The 16,845-nt window shown below is 62.9% G+C and carries 12 protein-coding genes; 1 reads left to right on the top strand and 11 read right to left on the bottom strand.

Annotation, left to right across the window (positions count from 1 at the left end; translation table 11 throughout):
* Window positions 1-12: 12 nt before the first annotated feature.
* The 8 genes from ACNJX9_RS18180 to rpsL form a co-directional block, all read right to left on the bottom strand.
* Window positions 13-315, bottom strand: a complete 303-nt coding sequence (locus ACNJX9_RS18180; RefSeq protein ID WP_057745495.1) for a 50S ribosomal protein L23 — start codon at window positions 313-315, stop codon at window positions 13-15.
* Window positions 312-932 carry a 50S ribosomal protein L4 gene (rplD, locus tag ACNJX9_RS18175; RefSeq protein ID WP_057745497.1) on the bottom strand — a complete coding sequence of 207 codons (621 nt, stop codon included), beginning with the start codon at window positions 930-932 and terminating at the stop codon, window positions 312-314. Before rplD ends, ACNJX9_RS18180 begins: the two co-directional genes overlap by 4 nt.
* Window position 933: 1 nt before the next feature.
* Window positions 934-1,650 carry a 50S ribosomal protein L3 gene (rplC, locus tag ACNJX9_RS18170; protein ID WP_057745500.1) on the bottom strand — a complete coding sequence of 239 codons (717 nt, stop codon included), beginning with the start codon at window positions 1,648-1,650 and terminating at the stop codon, window positions 934-936.
* Window positions 1,651-1,702: 52 nt separating this feature from the next.
* A complete protein-coding gene (gene rpsJ, locus ACNJX9_RS18165) occupies window positions 1,703-2,011 on the bottom strand; it encodes a 30S ribosomal protein S10 (RefSeq protein WP_002712302.1) in 309 nt (102 codons plus the stop codon).
* 85 nt (window positions 2,012-2,096) lie between these two features.
* Entirely contained in the window at window positions 2,097-3,287 is a 1,191-nt protein-coding gene (gene tuf, locus ACNJX9_RS18160) for an elongation factor Tu (RefSeq protein ID WP_057745503.1), read from the bottom strand.
* A 40-nt stretch (window positions 3,288-3,327) separates the two neighbouring features.
* On the bottom strand, window positions 3,328-5,400 hold the full coding sequence (gene fusA / locus ACNJX9_RS18155) for an elongation factor G (RefSeq protein WP_057745506.1): 2,073 nt from the start codon (window positions 5,398-5,400) through the stop codon (window positions 3,328-3,330).
* Between the two features lie 33 nt (window positions 5,401-5,433).
* Entirely contained in the window at window positions 5,434-5,904 is a 471-nt protein-coding gene (rpsG, locus tag ACNJX9_RS18150) for a 30S ribosomal protein S7 (RefSeq protein ID WP_008136420.1), read from the bottom strand.
* A gap of 15 nt (window positions 5,905-5,919) precedes the next feature.
* On the bottom strand, window positions 5,920-6,291 hold the full coding sequence (gene rpsL / locus ACNJX9_RS18145; RefSeq protein WP_007603006.1) for a 30S ribosomal protein S12: 372 nt from the start codon (window positions 6,289-6,291) through the stop codon (window positions 5,920-5,922).
* A 672-nt stretch (window positions 6,292-6,963) separates the two neighbouring features.
* Between rpsL and ACNJX9_RS18140 the strand changes: the two genes are divergently transcribed.
* Window positions 6,964-8,202, top strand: coding sequence for an FAD-dependent monooxygenase (locus tag ACNJX9_RS18140; protein ID WP_439409804.1), 1,239 nt, complete (start codon window positions 6,964-6,966; stop codon window positions 8,200-8,202).
* Here ACNJX9_RS18140 and ACNJX9_RS18135 read toward each other — a convergent pair.
* The 3 genes from ACNJX9_RS18135 to rpoC form a co-directional block, all read right to left on the bottom strand.
* Window positions 8,130-10,151, bottom strand: a complete 2,022-nt coding sequence (locus ACNJX9_RS18135; RefSeq protein WP_439409803.1) for an ABC transporter ATP-binding protein — start codon at window positions 10,149-10,151, stop codon at window positions 8,130-8,132. The genes ACNJX9_RS18140 and ACNJX9_RS18135 overlap by 73 nt on opposite strands.
* A gap of 135 nt (window positions 10,152-10,286) precedes the next feature.
* Entirely contained in the window at window positions 10,287-12,350 is a 2,064-nt protein-coding gene (locus tag ACNJX9_RS18130; protein ID WP_439409802.1) for an FAD-dependent oxidoreductase, read from the bottom strand.
* 192 nt (window positions 12,351-12,542) lie between these two features.
* Complete coding sequence (rpoC, locus tag ACNJX9_RS18125; RefSeq protein ID WP_220005471.1) at window positions 12,543-16,739, bottom strand: DNA-directed RNA polymerase subunit beta'; 4,197 nt, start codon at window positions 16,737-16,739, stop codon at window positions 12,543-12,545.
* Between the last annotated feature and the right edge of the window lie 106 nt (window positions 16,740-16,845).

The raw sequence follows: 16,845 nt of genomic DNA, 5'->3' as shown, positions 1-16,845 counted from the left end.
CGTCGTGCGACCTTACAGACCGGTGGTGACGTCGATCCGGTGGCCCTCTTCGAGGGTCACGATCGCGCGCTTGGTGTTCGACTGCGAGCCGAGATTGCCGCGGAAGACCTTGACCTTGCCCTTGCGGACCAGCGTGTTGACGCTCTTGACCTTGACGTCGAAGAGCTTCTCGACCGCTTCCTTGATCTGCGGCTTGGTCGCCTTGGCGGCCACCTTGAACAGGACCTTGTTGTGCTCCGACGCCAGCGTCGCCTTTTCGGTGACGACAGGGGCGACGATCACGTCGTAGTGCCGAGGCTCGATGTTCTTGCTCATTTGAAGCGCGCCTCCAGCGCATCGATGGCGGCCTTGGTCAGAACGAGCTTCTGACGGCGCAGGATGTCATAGACATTGATGCCCTGGATCGGCAGCACGTCCATGTTCGGGATGTTGCGGGCCGCAGCGGCGAAGCCGTTGTTGAGCTCGGCGCCGTCGATGATCAGCGCGTTGGTCAAGCCGAGGCCCGAGAAGTGACCGAGCAGCGCCTTGGTCTTGGCGGCTTCCAGCGCGGCCTTCTCGATCACGAGCAGATCGCCGTCCTTGGCCTTGGCCGACAGCGCATGCTTGAGAGCGAGCGCGCGGACCTTCTTCGGCAGGTCGGTGGCGTGCGAACGCACGACCGGACCGAAGGCACGACCGCCGCCGCGGAACTGCGGCACGCGGGCCGAGCCGTGACGAGCACCGCCGGTGCCCTTCTGCTTGTACATCTTCTTGCCGGTGCGCCAGATCTCGGCGCGGCCCTTGGCCTTGTGCGTACCGGCCTGGCGCTTGTTGAGCTGCCACTGCACGCAACGCGCAATGATGTCCTGTCGCGGCTCGAGGCCGAAAATGGCGTCGGACAGCTGGACCGAGCCAGCTTCCTTACCCTCAAGGGTGGTGACCTTCAGTTCCATCTCACGCACCCTCTTGCTGGGCCGCAGCCTCGGCTTCGCCGCCCGCAACCTTGAACTTGCCGGGCTTCGGAGCTTCCTTCGGCAGCGGCTTCTTGACGGCGTCGCGCACGCGGATCCAGCCGCCCTTGGAGCCGGGAACGGCGCCTTCGACGAGGATCAGGCCACGCTCGACATCGGTCTGGACGACGCGAAGGTTCAGCGTGGTGATGCGGTCGACACCCATGTGGCCGGGCATCTTCTTGTTCTTCCAGGTCTTGCCGGGATCCTGACGACCACCGGTCGAACCGATCGAACGGTGCGAGATCGACACACCGTGCGTGGCGCGCAGACCGCCGAAATTCCAGCGCTTCATACCGCCGGCGAAGCCCTTACCGACCGAAGTGCCGGTGACGTCGACGAACTGGCCGACGACGAAGTGATCGGCCTGGATCTCGGCGCCAACGGGGATCATGGCGTCCGCGCTGACGCGGAACTCCTCGACCTGGCGCTTCGGCTCGACCTTGGCGACCGCGAACTGGCCGCGCTCCGCCTTGGGCATGTACACGGTCTTGCGGCTGCCAGAACCCAGCTGGAGCGCGACGTAACCGTTCTTCTCTTCAGTGCGGTGGCCTACGACCTGGCAATTGCCGAGCTTCAGCACGGTCACGGGGATATGTTCGCCGGCCTCTGTAAAGACCCGCGTCATCCCGACCTTTTGTGCGATCACTCCGGAGCGCATCGGCGTGCTTCCTGTTCTTTCTGTCCGCTAGGTGCGAACGTGATCCAAAATCTTAGAGCTTGATCTCGACGTCGACACCGGCGGCCAGGTCGAGCTTCATCAAAGCATCGACGGTCTGCGGGGTCGGATCGACGATGTCGAGCAGGCGCTTGTGAGTGCGCATCTCGAACTGCTCGCGGCTCTTCTTGTCGACGTGCGGCGAACGGTTGACGGTGAACTTCTCGATGCGGGTGGGCAGCGGAATGGGTCCGCGGACCTGCGCACCGGTGCGCTTCGCCGTGTTCACGATCTCGCGGGTCGACGTATCGAGGATACGATGGTCGAACGCCTTGAGACGGATACGAATGTTTTGGCCGTTCATTGCCGTGGTCTCTCTTTAGTGGGGGGTGGCGAATAGCGAATAGCGAATGTCCCCATTCGCTACCCGCCAATCCCTATTCGCGTAATTACTCGATGATCGAGGCGACGACGCCGGCGCCGACGGTGCGGCCACCTTCGCGGATCGCGAAGCGGAGCTTCTCTTCCATCGCGATCGGCACGATCAGGTGCACTTCCATCGCAATGTTGTCGCCCGGCATCACCATCTCGGTACCCTCCGGCAGATGCACGACACCGGTCACGTCGGTGGTGCGGAAGTAGAACTGCGGACGATAGTTGGTGAAGAACGGGGTGTGACGACCGCCCTCTTCCTTGGTGAGGATGTAAGCCTCGGCCTTGAACTTGGTGTGCGGCTTGACCGAACCCGGCTTGCACAGCACCTGGCCGCGCTCGACGTCTTCACGCTTGGTACCGCGGAGCAGCGCACCGATGTTGTCGCCGGCCTGGCCCTGATCGAGCAGCTTGCGGAACATTTCGACGCCGGTGACGGTGGTCTTCTGGGTGGCGCGGAGACCGACGATCTCGATTTCCTCGCCGACCTTGACGACGCCGCGCTCGACACGGCCGGTCACGACGGTGCCGCGGCCCGAGATCGAGAACACGTCTTCAACCGGCATCAGGAACGGCTGGTCGATCGGACGCTCCGGCTGCGGGATGTAGCTGTCGACGTTCTTCATCAGCTCGAGGATGGCGTCGTGGCCGAGCTTCTTGTCCGAATCCTCGAGGGCGGCGAGAGCCGAACCCTTGATGATCGGGATCTTGTCGCCCGGGAAGTCGTACTTGGAGAGCAGCTCGCGAACCTCGAGCTCGACGAGTTCGAGCAGCTCCGGATCGTCGACCATGTCGCACTTGTTGAGGAACACGACGAGCGCGGGCACGCCGACCTGGCGGGCGAGCAGGATGTGCTCGCGGGTCTGCGGCATCGGGCCGTCAGCAGCCGACACGACCAGGATCGCACCGTCCATCTGGGCGGCGCCGGTGATCATGTTCTTCACGTAGTCGGCGTGGCCGGGGCAGTCGACGTGCGCGTAGTGGCGGTTCGGCGTCTCGTACTCGACGTGCGCGGTCGAGATGGTGATGCCGCGCGCCTTCTCTTCCGGCGCCTTGTCGATCTGGTCGTACGCGGTGAACGTCGCACCGCCGGCTTCGGCGAGAACCTTGGTGATCGCCGCGGTCAGCGACGTCTTGCCATGGTCGACGTGACCGATGGTGCCGATGTTGCAGTGCGGCTTGGTACGTTCAAACTTTGCTTTGGCCATTTGACTCTCCGTTCAATCGTCAGCTCTAGACCGACGACAATCAGGCAAACTTCTTTTGGACTTCCGCCGACACGTTAGCCGGCGCTTCTGCGTAGTGATCGAACTGCATGGTGAAGGTCGCGCGGCCCTGGCTCATCGAGCGCAGATTGTTCACGTAACCGAACATGTTCATGAGCGGCACCATCGCATTGATGACGTTGGCGTTGCCGCGCATGTCCTGGCCCTGGATCTGACCGCGCCGGGAATTCAGGTCGCCGATGACCGAACCGGTATAGTCTTCCGGGGTCACCACTTCGACCTTCATGATCGGCTCGAGCAGGACGGACTTGCCCATCTGCAGCGCTTCGCGGAAGCAGGCGCGCGAAGCGATTTCGAAGGCCAGCGCCGACGAGTCAACGTCGTGATACTTGCCGTCGACGAGCGTCACCTTGACGTCGACCACGGGGAAGCCCGCGACCACGCCGGACGACAGCACGCTCTCCAGACCCTTCTCGACGCCGGGAATGTATTCCTTCGGCACCGCGCCGCCGACGATCTTCGATTCGAACTCGTAGCCCTTGCCGGGCTCGTTCGGCTCGACGATGAACGACACGGCCGCGAACTGGCCGGTACCGCCGGTCTGCTTCTTGTGGGTGTAGCTGTGCTCGACGCGCTTGGTGATGCGCTCGCGGAACGCCACCTGCGGCGCGCCGATGTTGGCGTCGACCTTGTAGGTACGCTTGAGGATGTCGACCTTGATGTCGAGGTGGAGTTCGCCCATGCCCTTGAGGATGGTCTGGCCGGACTCGTGGTCGGTCGACACACGGAAGGACGGATCCTCCGCGGCGAGCTTGGCCAGCGCCACGCCCAGCTTCTCCTGGTCTGCCTTGGACTTCGGCTCGATCGCGATCTCGATGACCGGCTCGGGGAATTCCATCTTCTCCAGGATCACCTGCTTGTCGGGATCGCACAGCGTGTCACCGGTGCGCGCTTCCTTCAGGCCAGCCAGCGCGACGATGTCGCCGGCATAGGCTTCCTTGATGTCTTCGCGGTTGTTCGCATGCATCAAGAGCATGCGCCCGATGCGCTCCTTCTTCTCGCGGGTCGAGTTCACGACGCCGGTGCCGCTCTGCAGAACGCCGGAGTAGATGCGGCAGAAGGTGATGGTGCCGACGAACGGGTCGTCCATGATCTTGAACGCGAGCAGAGCCAGCGGCTCCTTGTCGTCCGCCTTGCGCACGACCTCGTTGCCCTTGTCGTCGGTGCCCTTGATCGCGGGCACGTCGAGCGGCGACGGCAGATAGTCGACGACCGCGTCGAGCAGCGGCTGCACGCCCTTGTTCTTGAAGGCCGAGCCGCACAGCACGGGATAGAACGCGCCGGTCAGCACCGCCTTGCGGATCAGGCGCTTCAGGGTGGCCTCGTCCGGCTCCTTGCCGTCGAGGTAAGCGGCCATGGCGTCGTCGTCGAGCTCGACGGCGGCTTCCACCATCTTCTCGCGGTATTCCTTGGCCTGGTCGACGAGGTCTTCCGGAATGTCGACATAGTCGAACTTCGCACCGAGCGACTCGTCGTTCCAGACGACGCCCTTCATCTTCACGAGGTCGACGAGACCCTTGAAGTTGTTCTCGGCACCGATCGGAAGCTGGATCGCGACGGGCTTGGCACCCAGACGGTCGACGATGTCGGCCAGACATTTGAAGAAGTCGGCACCGATCTTGTCCATCTTGTTGGCGAAGACGATGCGCGGAACCTTGTACTTGTCGCCCTGGCGCCAGACGGTCTCGGTCTGGGGCTCAACACCCTGGTTCGAGTCGAGCACGCAGACAGCGCCGTCGAGCACGCGCAAGCTGCGCTCGACTTCGATGGTGAAGTCGACGTGGCCGGGAGTGTCGATGATGTTCAGGCGCTTGCCGTTCCAGAACGCGGTGGTCGCAGCCGAGGTGATCGTGATGCCACGCTCCTGCTCCTGCTCCATCCAGTCCATCGTCGCGGCACCTTCGTGCACTTCGCCGATCTTGTGGCTCTTGCCGGTATAATAAAGGATGCGCTCGGTCGTCGTCGTCTTGCCGGCGTCGATATGCGCCATAATACCGAAGTTACGGTAGTCCTCGATGGCATGTTGGCGGGGCATGGGGTGTTCCTTGCGAGTCCGTTTGGTTCGCCGTTACCAGCGATAATGCGAGAAGGCGCGGTTGGCTTCCGCCATCCGGTGCACGTCTTCACGCTTCTTGACGGCGTTCCCGCGGTTGTTCGATGCATCCAGCAGCTCTGCCGAGAGACGCTCGGTCATGGTCTTCTCGTTGCGCTCGCGTGCAGCCGAAATCAGCCAGCGGATGCCCAGCGCCTGACGGCGGGTCGAGCGAACTTCGACCGGAACCTGATAGGTCGCGCCGCCGACGCGGCGGGAGCGCACCTCGATCGTCGGCATGACGTTCTCGAGCGCCTGCTCGAACACGCCGAGCGGGTTCTGCTTGGTCTTGGATTCGATGATGCCGAACGCACCGTAGACGATGCCTTCCGCGACCGACTTCTTGCCGGCGTACATCACCGAGTTCATGAACTTCGTGACGATGATGTTCCCGAACTTCGGATCGGGAAGAACTTCGCGCTTTTCCGCTGAGTGGCGACGAGACATTGAGCTGGTTCCCGCTTACTTCGGACGCTTCGCGCCGTACTTCGAACGACGCTGCTTACGGTTCTTGACGCCCTGGGTATCCAGAACGCCGCGGAGGATGTGGTAGCGCACGCCGGGCAAGTCCTTGACGCGGCCGCCGCGGATCATGACCACCGAGTGCTCCTGAAGGTTATGGCCCTCACCCGGGATGTAACCAATCACCTCGAAACCGTTGGTCAGACGCACCTTGGCGACCTTACGAAGCGCCGAGTTCGGCTTCTTCGGGGTCGTGGTGTAGACGCGCGTGCAAACGCCACGCTTCTGCGGCGACTGCTGCAGCGCTGGCACCTTCTTGCGCGACTTCTGCACTTCACGCGGTTGAGCGATCAGCTGGTTGATCGTCGGCATCCTGGCCTTACCCTTTGTTATCGCAGCCCCTTGCGGGTCCGCTGTCTTGCCGCGAGCCCGTTGCCGGGACCGCAAATTCTTGTCGCGCTACCCGCCCGACGGGGCCGCCTCGCACGGGAACAATCCGCACAAAGCGAAATCGCGCCAACCGCTCCATCGCTGAGCGGAAAGCGCTTCGACGCCACAGAGGACCGCAGTCTTTGGGCCGATCAGCGTAAAGCGACGGCCCGCGCACTGAGGTCATGCATCCGAATTCGGCCTCGCGAGAACATGCTCGGAAGACCTAAAATCGCACTGGCATTGCCTAGCTATTATCGACAGCGTTTGAGCGGCATTCGTCGAGGTTGGTGCCCGTCTTTGCGATCCTCAGGGATCAAACGGGTAGCCCGTTCCGACGTTGGCGATGCTCACCGCCTGTCGTTAAGTGAGGCGCTTTCTATAAGTGAGAATCGTTCAAGTCAAGGCGAAACGACAGTCACAAAGCGCTTCTCGCGCCTTCAGAAATTGCCTGCTTGGCGCCCTCACAGCGCGTCCCGGATATGGGAACGAAGCCCCTGCTCCGCCAGCCTCAGACCAATTTTTACCCGGGCTAAATGTACTTTTATAACCAGCGCTAAGGCTTTTTTTTCTGTTCACGCGGCAATCTGCCCACTTTCGGCAGAGGCAAGCGCGATGCGGTACACCGATATTGCCATCATTGGTGGGGGACTTGCCGGCTCCACCGCCGCCGCAATGCTTGGGCGTGCCGGAGCTTCAGCCGTGCTGATCGACCTGCGCGAGACCTATCCGGCCGATTTTCGTGTCGAGAAACTCAGCGGTCACGCGCAGCTCGAGCGATTCCAGCGCACGGGAATCGCCGACTCAGTGCTGCGCCGCGCGACTTTATCCGGCGAGAACTGGATCGCACGGTTCGGCCATCTGCTCGACAAGGCGCCGAGCCGCCAGTTCAACCTCCTCTATGATTCCCTGGTCAACGCGATCCGCGACGAGATTCCCGGCACCGTCGAGCGAATCTGGACCAAGGCGGTCTCGATCGAGACCAGCCCCGAACGGCAGAGGGTGGCGCTCGCCAATGACGAGACGATTTCCGCCCGCCTGGTCGTGCTCGCCAACGGTCTGAATGTCGGCTTGCGGCACCAGCTCGGCATCAGCAGAAACATCGTCAGCGCCTGTCATTCGATCTCGATCGGGTTCGATGTGGCTCCGGCCGGGCGGAACGCGTTCGACTTCCCGGCGCTGACCTATTTCTCCGAGCGGCCGAGCGACCGTATTGCCTACATCTCGCTGTTTCCGATCGGCACCCGGATGCGGGCCAATCTGTTCGTCTATCGCAGCTTCGACGATCCCTGGCTGAACGAATTCCGCCGCGCGCCGGCCGAGACCTTGAACGCCGCCCTGCCGCGGCTCAAGTGCATCACCAGCGCCTTCGACATCATGGGCGAGGTGAAGATTCGCCCGGTCGATCTCTATGTGAATGATGCCAGCGATCAGCCCGGCGTGGTGCTGGCAGGCGATGCCTACGCAACCTCCTGCCCGGCTGCGGGCACGGGCTGCGACAAGGTGTTCACGGACGTCGAGCGGCTCTGCAACGTCTACATCCCGCAATGGCTGGCGTCGGACGGGATGGATGCGAACAAGATCGCCGCCTTCTACGCTGATCCCGTCAAGCGGGCCTGCGATGAATGGTCGGCGGCGAAAGCCTTCGACTTCCGCTCGGTTTCGACTGCGACGAGCCCCTACTGGACGGCGCAGCGCTGGGCGCGCTTCATGGCATGGTCGACCCAGGGATTATTGCGGCGGCTCGGAGGGGCTGTCCACCTGGAGCCGAACTTTCTCGGTCACTCCTCGTCCTCGTCGTCCTCGTCGAGGTCCTCATCGTCCTCGTCGTCATCGCTGTCATCGTCAGCCTGAGCGGCCACGCCGTGCGGCTGGTGGATCTGGTCGTTCCACAGCTTGCGATAGGTGCCGTTCTTGGCGAGCAGCTCGGCATGCGAACCGCGCTCGATCGCCCTGCCCCCTGAAATCACGATGATCTCGTCCATCTCGACCACCGACGTCAGGCGATGGGTCGACCAGATCATGGTGCGGCCCTTGGCCACCTTCAGCAACGTGCGGTTGATCGCGGCCTCCGTGGTCTGGTCGAGCGCCGAGGTCGCCTCGTCGAGCAGCAGCACGGAGGGATTGCGGATGACCGCGCGCGCGATCGCAATGCGCTGGCGCTGGCCGCCTGAGAGTGTATCACCGCGCTCGCCGACCGGGGTGTCGTAGCGCTGCGGCAGGCTCATGATGTAGCGGTGGATCTCGGCCTTCTTGGCCGCCTCCTCCACCTCATCATCGGTCGCGCCCTCCTTGCCGAGCCGGATGTTCTCGCGGATCGACATGTTGAACAGCATGTTCTCCTGAAACACCACCGCCATGCTCCGGCGCAGCGAATCCAGAGTCACTTTGCGGACGTCGACACCGTCGATGGTGACGCGGCCCTCGTCCGGCACGTAGAGCCGCAGGATCAGGTTCAGCAGCGTGCTCTTGCCGGAGCCCGAGGGGCCGACAATGGCGATGCGCTTGCCGGCGTTGAGCCTGAGGCTGAGATTGTCCAGCACCGGAGTCTGCGCGCCCTCGTACTGGAACGTCACGTGGTCGAAGGTGATGTCGTGGGTGATGCGCGGCAGATCAGGCGCGCCGGGACGGTCGGCAGCGCGGGTGGGCTCGTCGAGCAACTCCTGCATATGACGGATCGCGGCGGCCGAGGAGATCGACACCGGGATGAAGTGCATCACATGGGCGATGTTGTAGGAGACCTCCCAGAACGCGCTCTCGAAAGTGACGAAAGTTCCGATGGTGATCTGGCCCTTGGTCGCCAGGTAAGCGCCGATCGCGAGCACGACGAGGTGCAGCAACAGCACCGAGATGGTGACGGTGCGCTCCACCATCGTCGACAGGAACCCGGCAGCCGCGATCTTGTTGCGGGTCTCGTCATTGCGGAAGGTGAAGAAACCGAACATCTTGCGTTGCAGGCTGAAGGCCTTGATCACGGCCTGCGCCGCCACGTTCTCCTGCACCATGCCGAGCAGCGCGCTCTCGTTGAGCTTCTGCTCGTAATTGGCCTGCACCGCCTTCGGCGTCAGGATACGTGGACCGATCAGCGTGATCGGGAACACCAGCAGCGCGACGACTGCGAGCTGCCAGTTCAGGAACAGCATCAGGATAATGCCGGCGATCAACTCCAGGAACGGCAGCGCGGCGCTGTTGGTGAAGGTCTTGACCGAGCCTTCGAAGGCCGAGAGGTCGACCGAGAAGCGCGACAGGATCTCGCCGCGCTTGGTGCGGCCGAAATAGGCGGCGGGCAGGTCCTGAACGTGCTCGAACAGGCGCTTGCGGACATCGGAGATGACGCAGGCGGCGAGCCGCGCGTCCCAGCGTTCGTACCAGACCGCGACGATCGAGGTGAAGATGCCGGCGGCCGCGAGCACGCCGAGGATCTTGTACAGCGCCTGGAAATCCTCCTCGCCGAGCGCGTCGTCGATCAGGAACTTCAGGCTGAGCGGCATGATGACGTTGAACAGCGTCTCGACCAGAACGCCGAACGCCACATAGCCCAGGATGCGCTTGTAGTTGGACAGGAAGGGCTTGACGAAACCCAGGATGGTCGCGAGCGCACCGGCGGCTTCGCGCGCGGTAAAGACGACAAGATCCTCATCATCATCGTCGTCGTCGAGCTCAAGCTCGTCATCATCCTCCTCTTCGTCGTCCTCGTCGTCTTCGAGGTCCGGCTTGATGCTGGAGGCGAGCTTGTCGTCGAGCTCGGCCGCCTCTTGCGCGGCGAGCTTCTGTTTGTCGGGAGAAAGGGGCCTGGACGCCATGAAACCAACCGATGCTGACGGCCGGCATGACCGCAGAGAAAGCAGAAAATAGCGGAAAGCCGCTACTTGCACCGATTCTATGCGATCAGGATGAATTCGGCAAAGCAATTGGCGAATTCATTCCGCCTTGAAGTGCTAGTCGTCGTCTTCGTCCTCGACCTTGTCGAAGAAGGAATAGCGCAAGCTGTCGGCGTCGGCATACCACTGGCCCGGGCCCTTGCCTGCGGCAAGCGTCGCGGTCCAGAGCGCATCGGTGCAATCCTTGCGGTGCATCGACAGATCGAAGCCGTTGCCGAAGAACAGTTCGGACCATTCCCACCACGTGCCGAGCTTCTTGACCCCGCGCAGGAGGTCGTAGCGGTCGATCACGGCCGGGGCCATGTCCGAGGTGACCGAGCCGAACACGAGTCCGGTCTTGACCACACGGTTGAGCTCACGGATCGCGCGGACCACCTGCTTCGGGGCAATGTGACAGAGGCAGGTCTCGAACACGAAATCGAACGAGCCATCCTTAAAAGGCATGTCGGTGATCGAGCCGAGCTTGTTGTACTTCTTCAGCGCCTTCGGCGTCTTGGCGTGGATGGCGCGGTTGTTCTCGATGCCGAAGGCATCGATGCCGCGCTCGCGCAGCGCGCCGACAAGCTCGCCGCTGGCGGAGCCCGCGACCAGGAGCTTTGTGCCCTTGGCCCTGCCCCAGACGATGCCGATCAGCCTGGTCAGATAGTCGGGATCGGTGAAGTGGCGCCACGCCTCGCTATAGGGGCCGAGGCCGCGATAATTCTCGAAATAGTCGCGATCGATCTTGTCCGAGATCGGCTCGCCCTTTTCCTGCGCGCGCTCACGGCGCAGCCGCATCATCTCGGTCAGGATGATGTCGGTCGCGGCATCCGAGGAATCGAGCAGGCCGTTCAGCGTGGAATCGAACAGATAATCGCCGACCACGACGATCCCAGGATGTTCCTTCGGCTCGGGCCGGTGATTGGTCATGACGTCGCGCACGGGTAGACCGCCCGGTATCGCATTGACCGAGGACAGCCAGCGGTGGATCTTGCCTTCCATGAAGTGCGCACGGGCATCGCCGAGCGATGCGGGGAGCGATTTCAGCGCAGCGTCGATCAGCTCCTGGTCCGACAGATTGGCGAAGGCGAGCGCATCGGAGCCGGGAATCAGCCAGTTCAACACGCCGTGCTTGCCGACGTCGTGGCGCGCGCCCTCGTTGTAGACGCAGCAGCCGCCAAAGGCTTCCGACATGAACCAGGCGCCGGGAATCATGTCGCCCCAGAACGGGCTATCGAACAGGATCGAGACGCGCAAATAATGCGCGGGACGGTCGAAATAAGCGACGTGCTTGACCATCGACTTGCGCAGCTGCTCGCCTTCCCACCCCATCGTGGAGAGCCAGGAATGCGGCAGGCAGACCAGCACGAGATCGAAGTCGCGCGTCTCCGGCCCCTTCCCGTTCATCATCTTGAGCTGATAGCGCCCGGTCGGCGCCTTGCCGACAGCGAGCACGCGATGATTGAGCTGGATGTCGGCGTTGACCTCGGACTGCAGGCATTCGATCAGCTGCTCGTTGCCGTTCTGGATGGAGTAGAGGCCGATATAGCCGTCGACATCCATCAGATAGTTCTTGAGCGCGTTGAGGCCGTTGGTGTTGTGGCTTTCGGTCGCGATGTCCGAACGCGCCATCACCTTGAAGAAGCGCTTTGCGGTCTCGTCCTCGACCTCCTCGTCGAGCACCTGTTCGGCGGTCTTGTAGGCCCAGGGGTTCTCGTTGTCGTGCGCACCGACGCCCTCGTAATATTCGATCGGTGACATCACCTCGGTGCAGCGCTTGCGGAACGCCTCGATTGCCGCTGCGGTCTTGGCGCCGTATTTGCGGCGCATGCCGGCGACGTCGTCGAGCAGCTCGCCGCCGAACTGCACCTGCTCGGCGTCCATCGGAATGGTCTGCAGGCCGAAATGCTGGATCAGCTCGCGCAGCGGATCCGGGCCCGTCATCGAGTAATCGTAGATCTCCGCAACGCCGGCTTCGTACATCGCCGGCGCGGAATCGAATTTGCGCGTGACGATCTTGCCGCCGAGCCGGTCGGAGGCCTCGAAGATGGTGATGCGGCAGAGGTCGCCGAGCTTACGCTTCAGGTACCAGGCGCTCATCAGCCCGCCGGGGCCGCCGCCTACGATTGCGAGATCAAGCATGTGAGTTCCGTGGTCTCCGGCCCTGCCCCCGTCACGGGACCACCGGTCTAAGCTCCCTTAGCAGAAGCGCTTTTCAGGCTGAAGGAAAGATGAACAAAGGTTGATCCCGCATCGCAGCAGACGGAGAAAGCAACAAAAAGGCCGGCAAAAGCCGGCCTTTCCGTTATCCTCAGTAATCGTACGGAGGAGCTATTATTCCGCGGGCGGCAGCGCAGGAAGCTCGGCCTCCGGCGCCGGCGACACGACGGCCGCCTGCTTCTCGCGTTCGTCCAGGATCAGCTTGTCGCGCTTCATGGCGACTTCGCGGATCTTGGCCATGGAGGCGCCGGTGCCTGCCGGGATCAGCCGGCCGACGATGACGTTCTCCTTGAGGCCTTCGAGCGGATCGATCTTGCCGTTGACCGCCGCTTCCGTGAGGACGCGGGTGGTCTCCTGGAACGAGGCCGCCGAGAAGAAGGAGCGCGTCTGCAGGCTCGCCTTGGTGATACCGAGCAGAACCGGCGTACCCGTGGCGGGCTTCTTGCCCTCTTCCTTGGCCTTCTCGTTCAGCGCGTCGAACTCGATCTTGTCGACCTGCTCGCCGGAGATCATGTCCGTGTCGCCCTGGTCGGTGATTTCCACCTTCTGGAGCATCTGACGGACAATCACCTCGATGTGCTTGTCGTTGATGAGCACGCCCTGGAGCCGGTAGACCTCCTGGATTTCGTTGACCAGATAGGCAGCCAGTTCCTCGATGCCCTTGACCGCAAGGATGTCGTGCGGCGCCGGGTTGCCTTCAACGATGAAGTCGCCCTTCTCGACGATGTCACCGTCCTGAAGGTGGATGTGCTTGCCCTTCGGGATCAGGTACTCGCGCGGCTCGTCGGTCTTGTCCATCGGCTCGATCGAGATGCGACGCTTGTTCTTGTAGTCGCGTCCGAACCGGATGGTGCCCGCGATTTCGGCGATGATCGCCGCATCCTTCGGACGCCGTGCCTCGAACAGTTCCGCCACCCGCGGCAGACCGCCGGTGATGTCACGCGTCTTGGCGCTTTCGGTCGAGACACGGGCAAGGATGTCACCCGGGTTGACCTTGGCCCCGACGTCGACCGAGAGAATGGCGTCGACCGACAGCATGTAGCGGGCATCGCCGCCACGGGCGAGCTTGAGCACCTTGCCGTCCTTGCCCTTCACCACGATGGCCGGACGCAGGTCCGAGCCGCCGCGGGTCGAGCGCCAGTCGATGACCACGCGCTTGGCGATGCCGGTGGCCTCGTCCAGCGTTTCCGAGATCGACTGGCCCTCGACCAGATCCTCGAAGCCGATGGTGCCTTCCACTTCGGTGAGAAGCGGACGGGTGTACGGGTCCCACTCGACGATGCGCTGGCCGCGCTTGACCATGTCGCCGTCGTCGACGTGCAGACGCGAGCCGTACTGGACACGATGCGTTGCGCGCTCGGTGCCGTCGGCATCGACCACCGCAACCACCATGTTGCGCACCATCGCGATCAGGTGACCTTCGCTGTTGCGGGCGATGGCCTTGTTCCGGATCACGATCTTGCCGTCGAAATTGGCTTCGACGAACGACTGCTCGTTGAGCTGCGCCGCACCACCGATGTGGAAGGTACGCATGGTGAGCTGGGTGCCCGGCTCGCCGATCGACTGCGCCGCGATGACGCCGACCGCTTCGCCGTGGTTGACCGGCGTGCCGCGGGCGAGGTCGCGGCCGTAGCACTTGCCGCAGATGCCGTTGACGAGTTCGCAGGTCAGCGCCGAGCGGATCTTCACCTCCTGAACGCCGCCCTGCTGGATGGCCTCCAGATGGCTCTCTTCCATCAGCGTATCGCGCTTGATGATCACCTTGCCCGAAGCGTCCTTGATGTCTTCGCAGGCCGTGCGTCCGAGGATGCGCGAGCCGAGCGAAGCGACCACGGTGCCGGCATCGACGATGGCGCGCATCTTGATGCCGAGCTTGGTGCCGCAATCGGACTGCGTGATGATGCAGTCCTGCGCGACGTCGACCAGACGACGGGTCAGGTAGCCCGAGTTCGCGGTCTTCAACGCGGTGTCCGCGAGGCCCTTGCGGGCGCCGTGGGTCGAGTTGAAGTACTCGAGAACCGAGAGGCCTTCCTTGAAGTTCGAGATGATCGGCGTCTCGATGATCTCACCCGACGGCTTGGCCATCAGGCCGCGCATGCCGGCGAGCTGGCGCATCTGGGCCGGCGAACCGCGGGCACCGGAGTGAGCCATCATGTAGATCGAGTTGATGTCGGCATCGGCTCCGCTCGCCGTCTTCTTAGTGGCGGAGATTTCCTTCATCATCGCCTTGGCGATTTCTTCCGTGGCCTTCGACCAGGCGTCGACGACCTTGTTGTACTTCTCGCCATGGGTGATCAGACCGTCGTTGTACTGCTGCTCGAAATCCTTCGCCAGCGTACGGGTGGTGTCGACGATCTTCCACTTGCCGTGCGGCACGACCATGTCGTCCTTGCCGAACGAGATGCCGGCCTTGAACGCGTTGTAGAAGCCGAGCGCCATGATGCGGTCGCAGAAGATCACAGTCTCCTTCTGGCCGCAGTGACGATAGACCTGGTCGATGACGCCCGAGATCTCGCGCTTGGTCATCAGCTTGTTGATGATCTCGTACGAGATGCGCGGGTTCTTCGGCAGCAGATTGCCGAGCATGACGCGGCCGGCGGTGGTCTCGATCCAGCGCTTGGAGACCTTGCCGGTCTCGTCCATGCCTTCCCACCGGTACTTGATCTTGGTGTGGAGGTGGATGACCTTCGCATGCAGGGCGTGCTCGAGCTCGGCCATGTCGCCGAACAGCTTGCCCTCGCCGGGCAGGCCTTCGCGCATGATCGAGACGTAGTAGAGACCGAGCACGATGTCCTGCGACGGCACGATGATCGGCTGGCCGTTCGCCGGATGCAGGATGTTGTTGGTCGACATCATCAGGACGCGCGCTTCCAGCTGCGCTTCGAGCGACAGCGGAACGTGCACGGCCATCTGGTCACCGTCGAAGTCGGCGTTGAACGCCGAGCAGACCAGCGGGTGAAGCTGGATCGCCTTGCCCTCGATCAGTACCGGCTCGAACGCCTGAATGCCCAGACGATGCAGCGTCGGCGCGCGGTTGAGCAGCACCGGATGCTCGCGGATGACCTCGTCCAGGATGTCCCAGACCTCGGGCCGCTCCTTCTCGACCAGCTTCTTCGCCTGCTTCACGGTGGTGGACAGGCCCTTGGCGTCAAGCCGGGAATAGATGAACGGCTTGAACAGCTCGAGCGCCATCTTCTTCGGCAGGCCGCACTGGTGCAGGCGCAGCTCGGGACCGACCACGATGACCGAACGGCCCGAATAGTCGACGCGCTTGCCGAGCAGGTTCTGACGGAAACGGCCCTGCTTGCCCTTCAGCATGTCGGCGAGCGACTTCAGCGGGCGCTTGTTGGCACCCGTGATGACGCGGCCGCGGCGGCCGTTGTCGAACAGCGCATCGACCGCTTCCTGAAGCATGCGCTTCTCGTTGCGGATGATGATGTCGGGCGCGCGCAGCTCCATCAGCCGCTTCAAGCGATTGTTGCGGTTGATGACACGACGATAGAGGTCGTTGAGGTCGGAGGTCGCGAAGCGGCCGCCATCCAGTGGCACCAGCGGACGCAGGTCCGGCGGGATCACGGGAACGACGGTCAGGATCATCCATTCCGGCTTGTTGCCGGAGTGGCGGAAGGCCTCGACGATCTTCAGGCGCTTGGCGAGCTTCTTGTGCTTGATGTCGGAGTCGGTCTCCTGCATCTCGGCACGCAAGCTGAGCTCGAGCTTCTCGAGGTCCATGCCCTTGAGCAGCTCGCGGATCGCCTCGGCGCCGATCATGGCGGTGAAGCTGTCCTGGCCGTACTCGTCCTGCGCCTTCAGATACTCGTCTTCCGACAGCAACTGACGGTCCTTCAGCGCGGTGAGGCCCGGCTCCAGCACGACGTAATATTCGAAGTACAGGATCCGCTCGAGATCCTTCAGCGTCATGTCGAGCAGAAGGCCGATGCGCGAGGGCAGCGACTTCAGGAACCAGATATGGGCAACGGGCGCCGCGAGCTCAATGTGGCCCATGCGCTCGCGCCGGACGCGCGACAGCGTGACCTCGACCGAGCACTTCTCGCAGATGATGCCCTTGTACTTCATGCGCTTGTACTTGCCGCACAAGCACTCGTAATCCTTGATCGGCCCGAAGATGCGGGCGCAGAACAGGCCGTCGCGCTCGGGCTTGAAGGTGCGGTAGTTGATGGTCTCCGGCTTCTTGATCTCGCCGTAGGACCAGGACAGAATCTTCTCCGGGGACGCGATCGAGATCCGGATCTGGTCGAAGACCTGAGCCGGCGTCGTCGGGTTAAAGAGATTCATAATTTCTTGATTCATCGTCTTCTCCTCGCGTACCGGTCGCCTCCGGCCGCAAATTCGAAAATCACTCGAGCGGGGCGCCCTGCCCTCAAGGCATCGGAAAGGGCGCCAATGCCCGGCCGCG

The sequence above is a fragment of the Bradyrhizobium sp. BLXBL-03 genome (genome assembly GCF_051853015.1).
GTDB lineage: Bacteria > Pseudomonadota > Alphaproteobacteria > Rhizobiales > Xanthobacteraceae > Bradyrhizobium > Bradyrhizobium manausense.
Note: the sequence above shows the minus strand (reverse complement) of the source record. Positions and strands in the feature narration are given on the sequence as shown.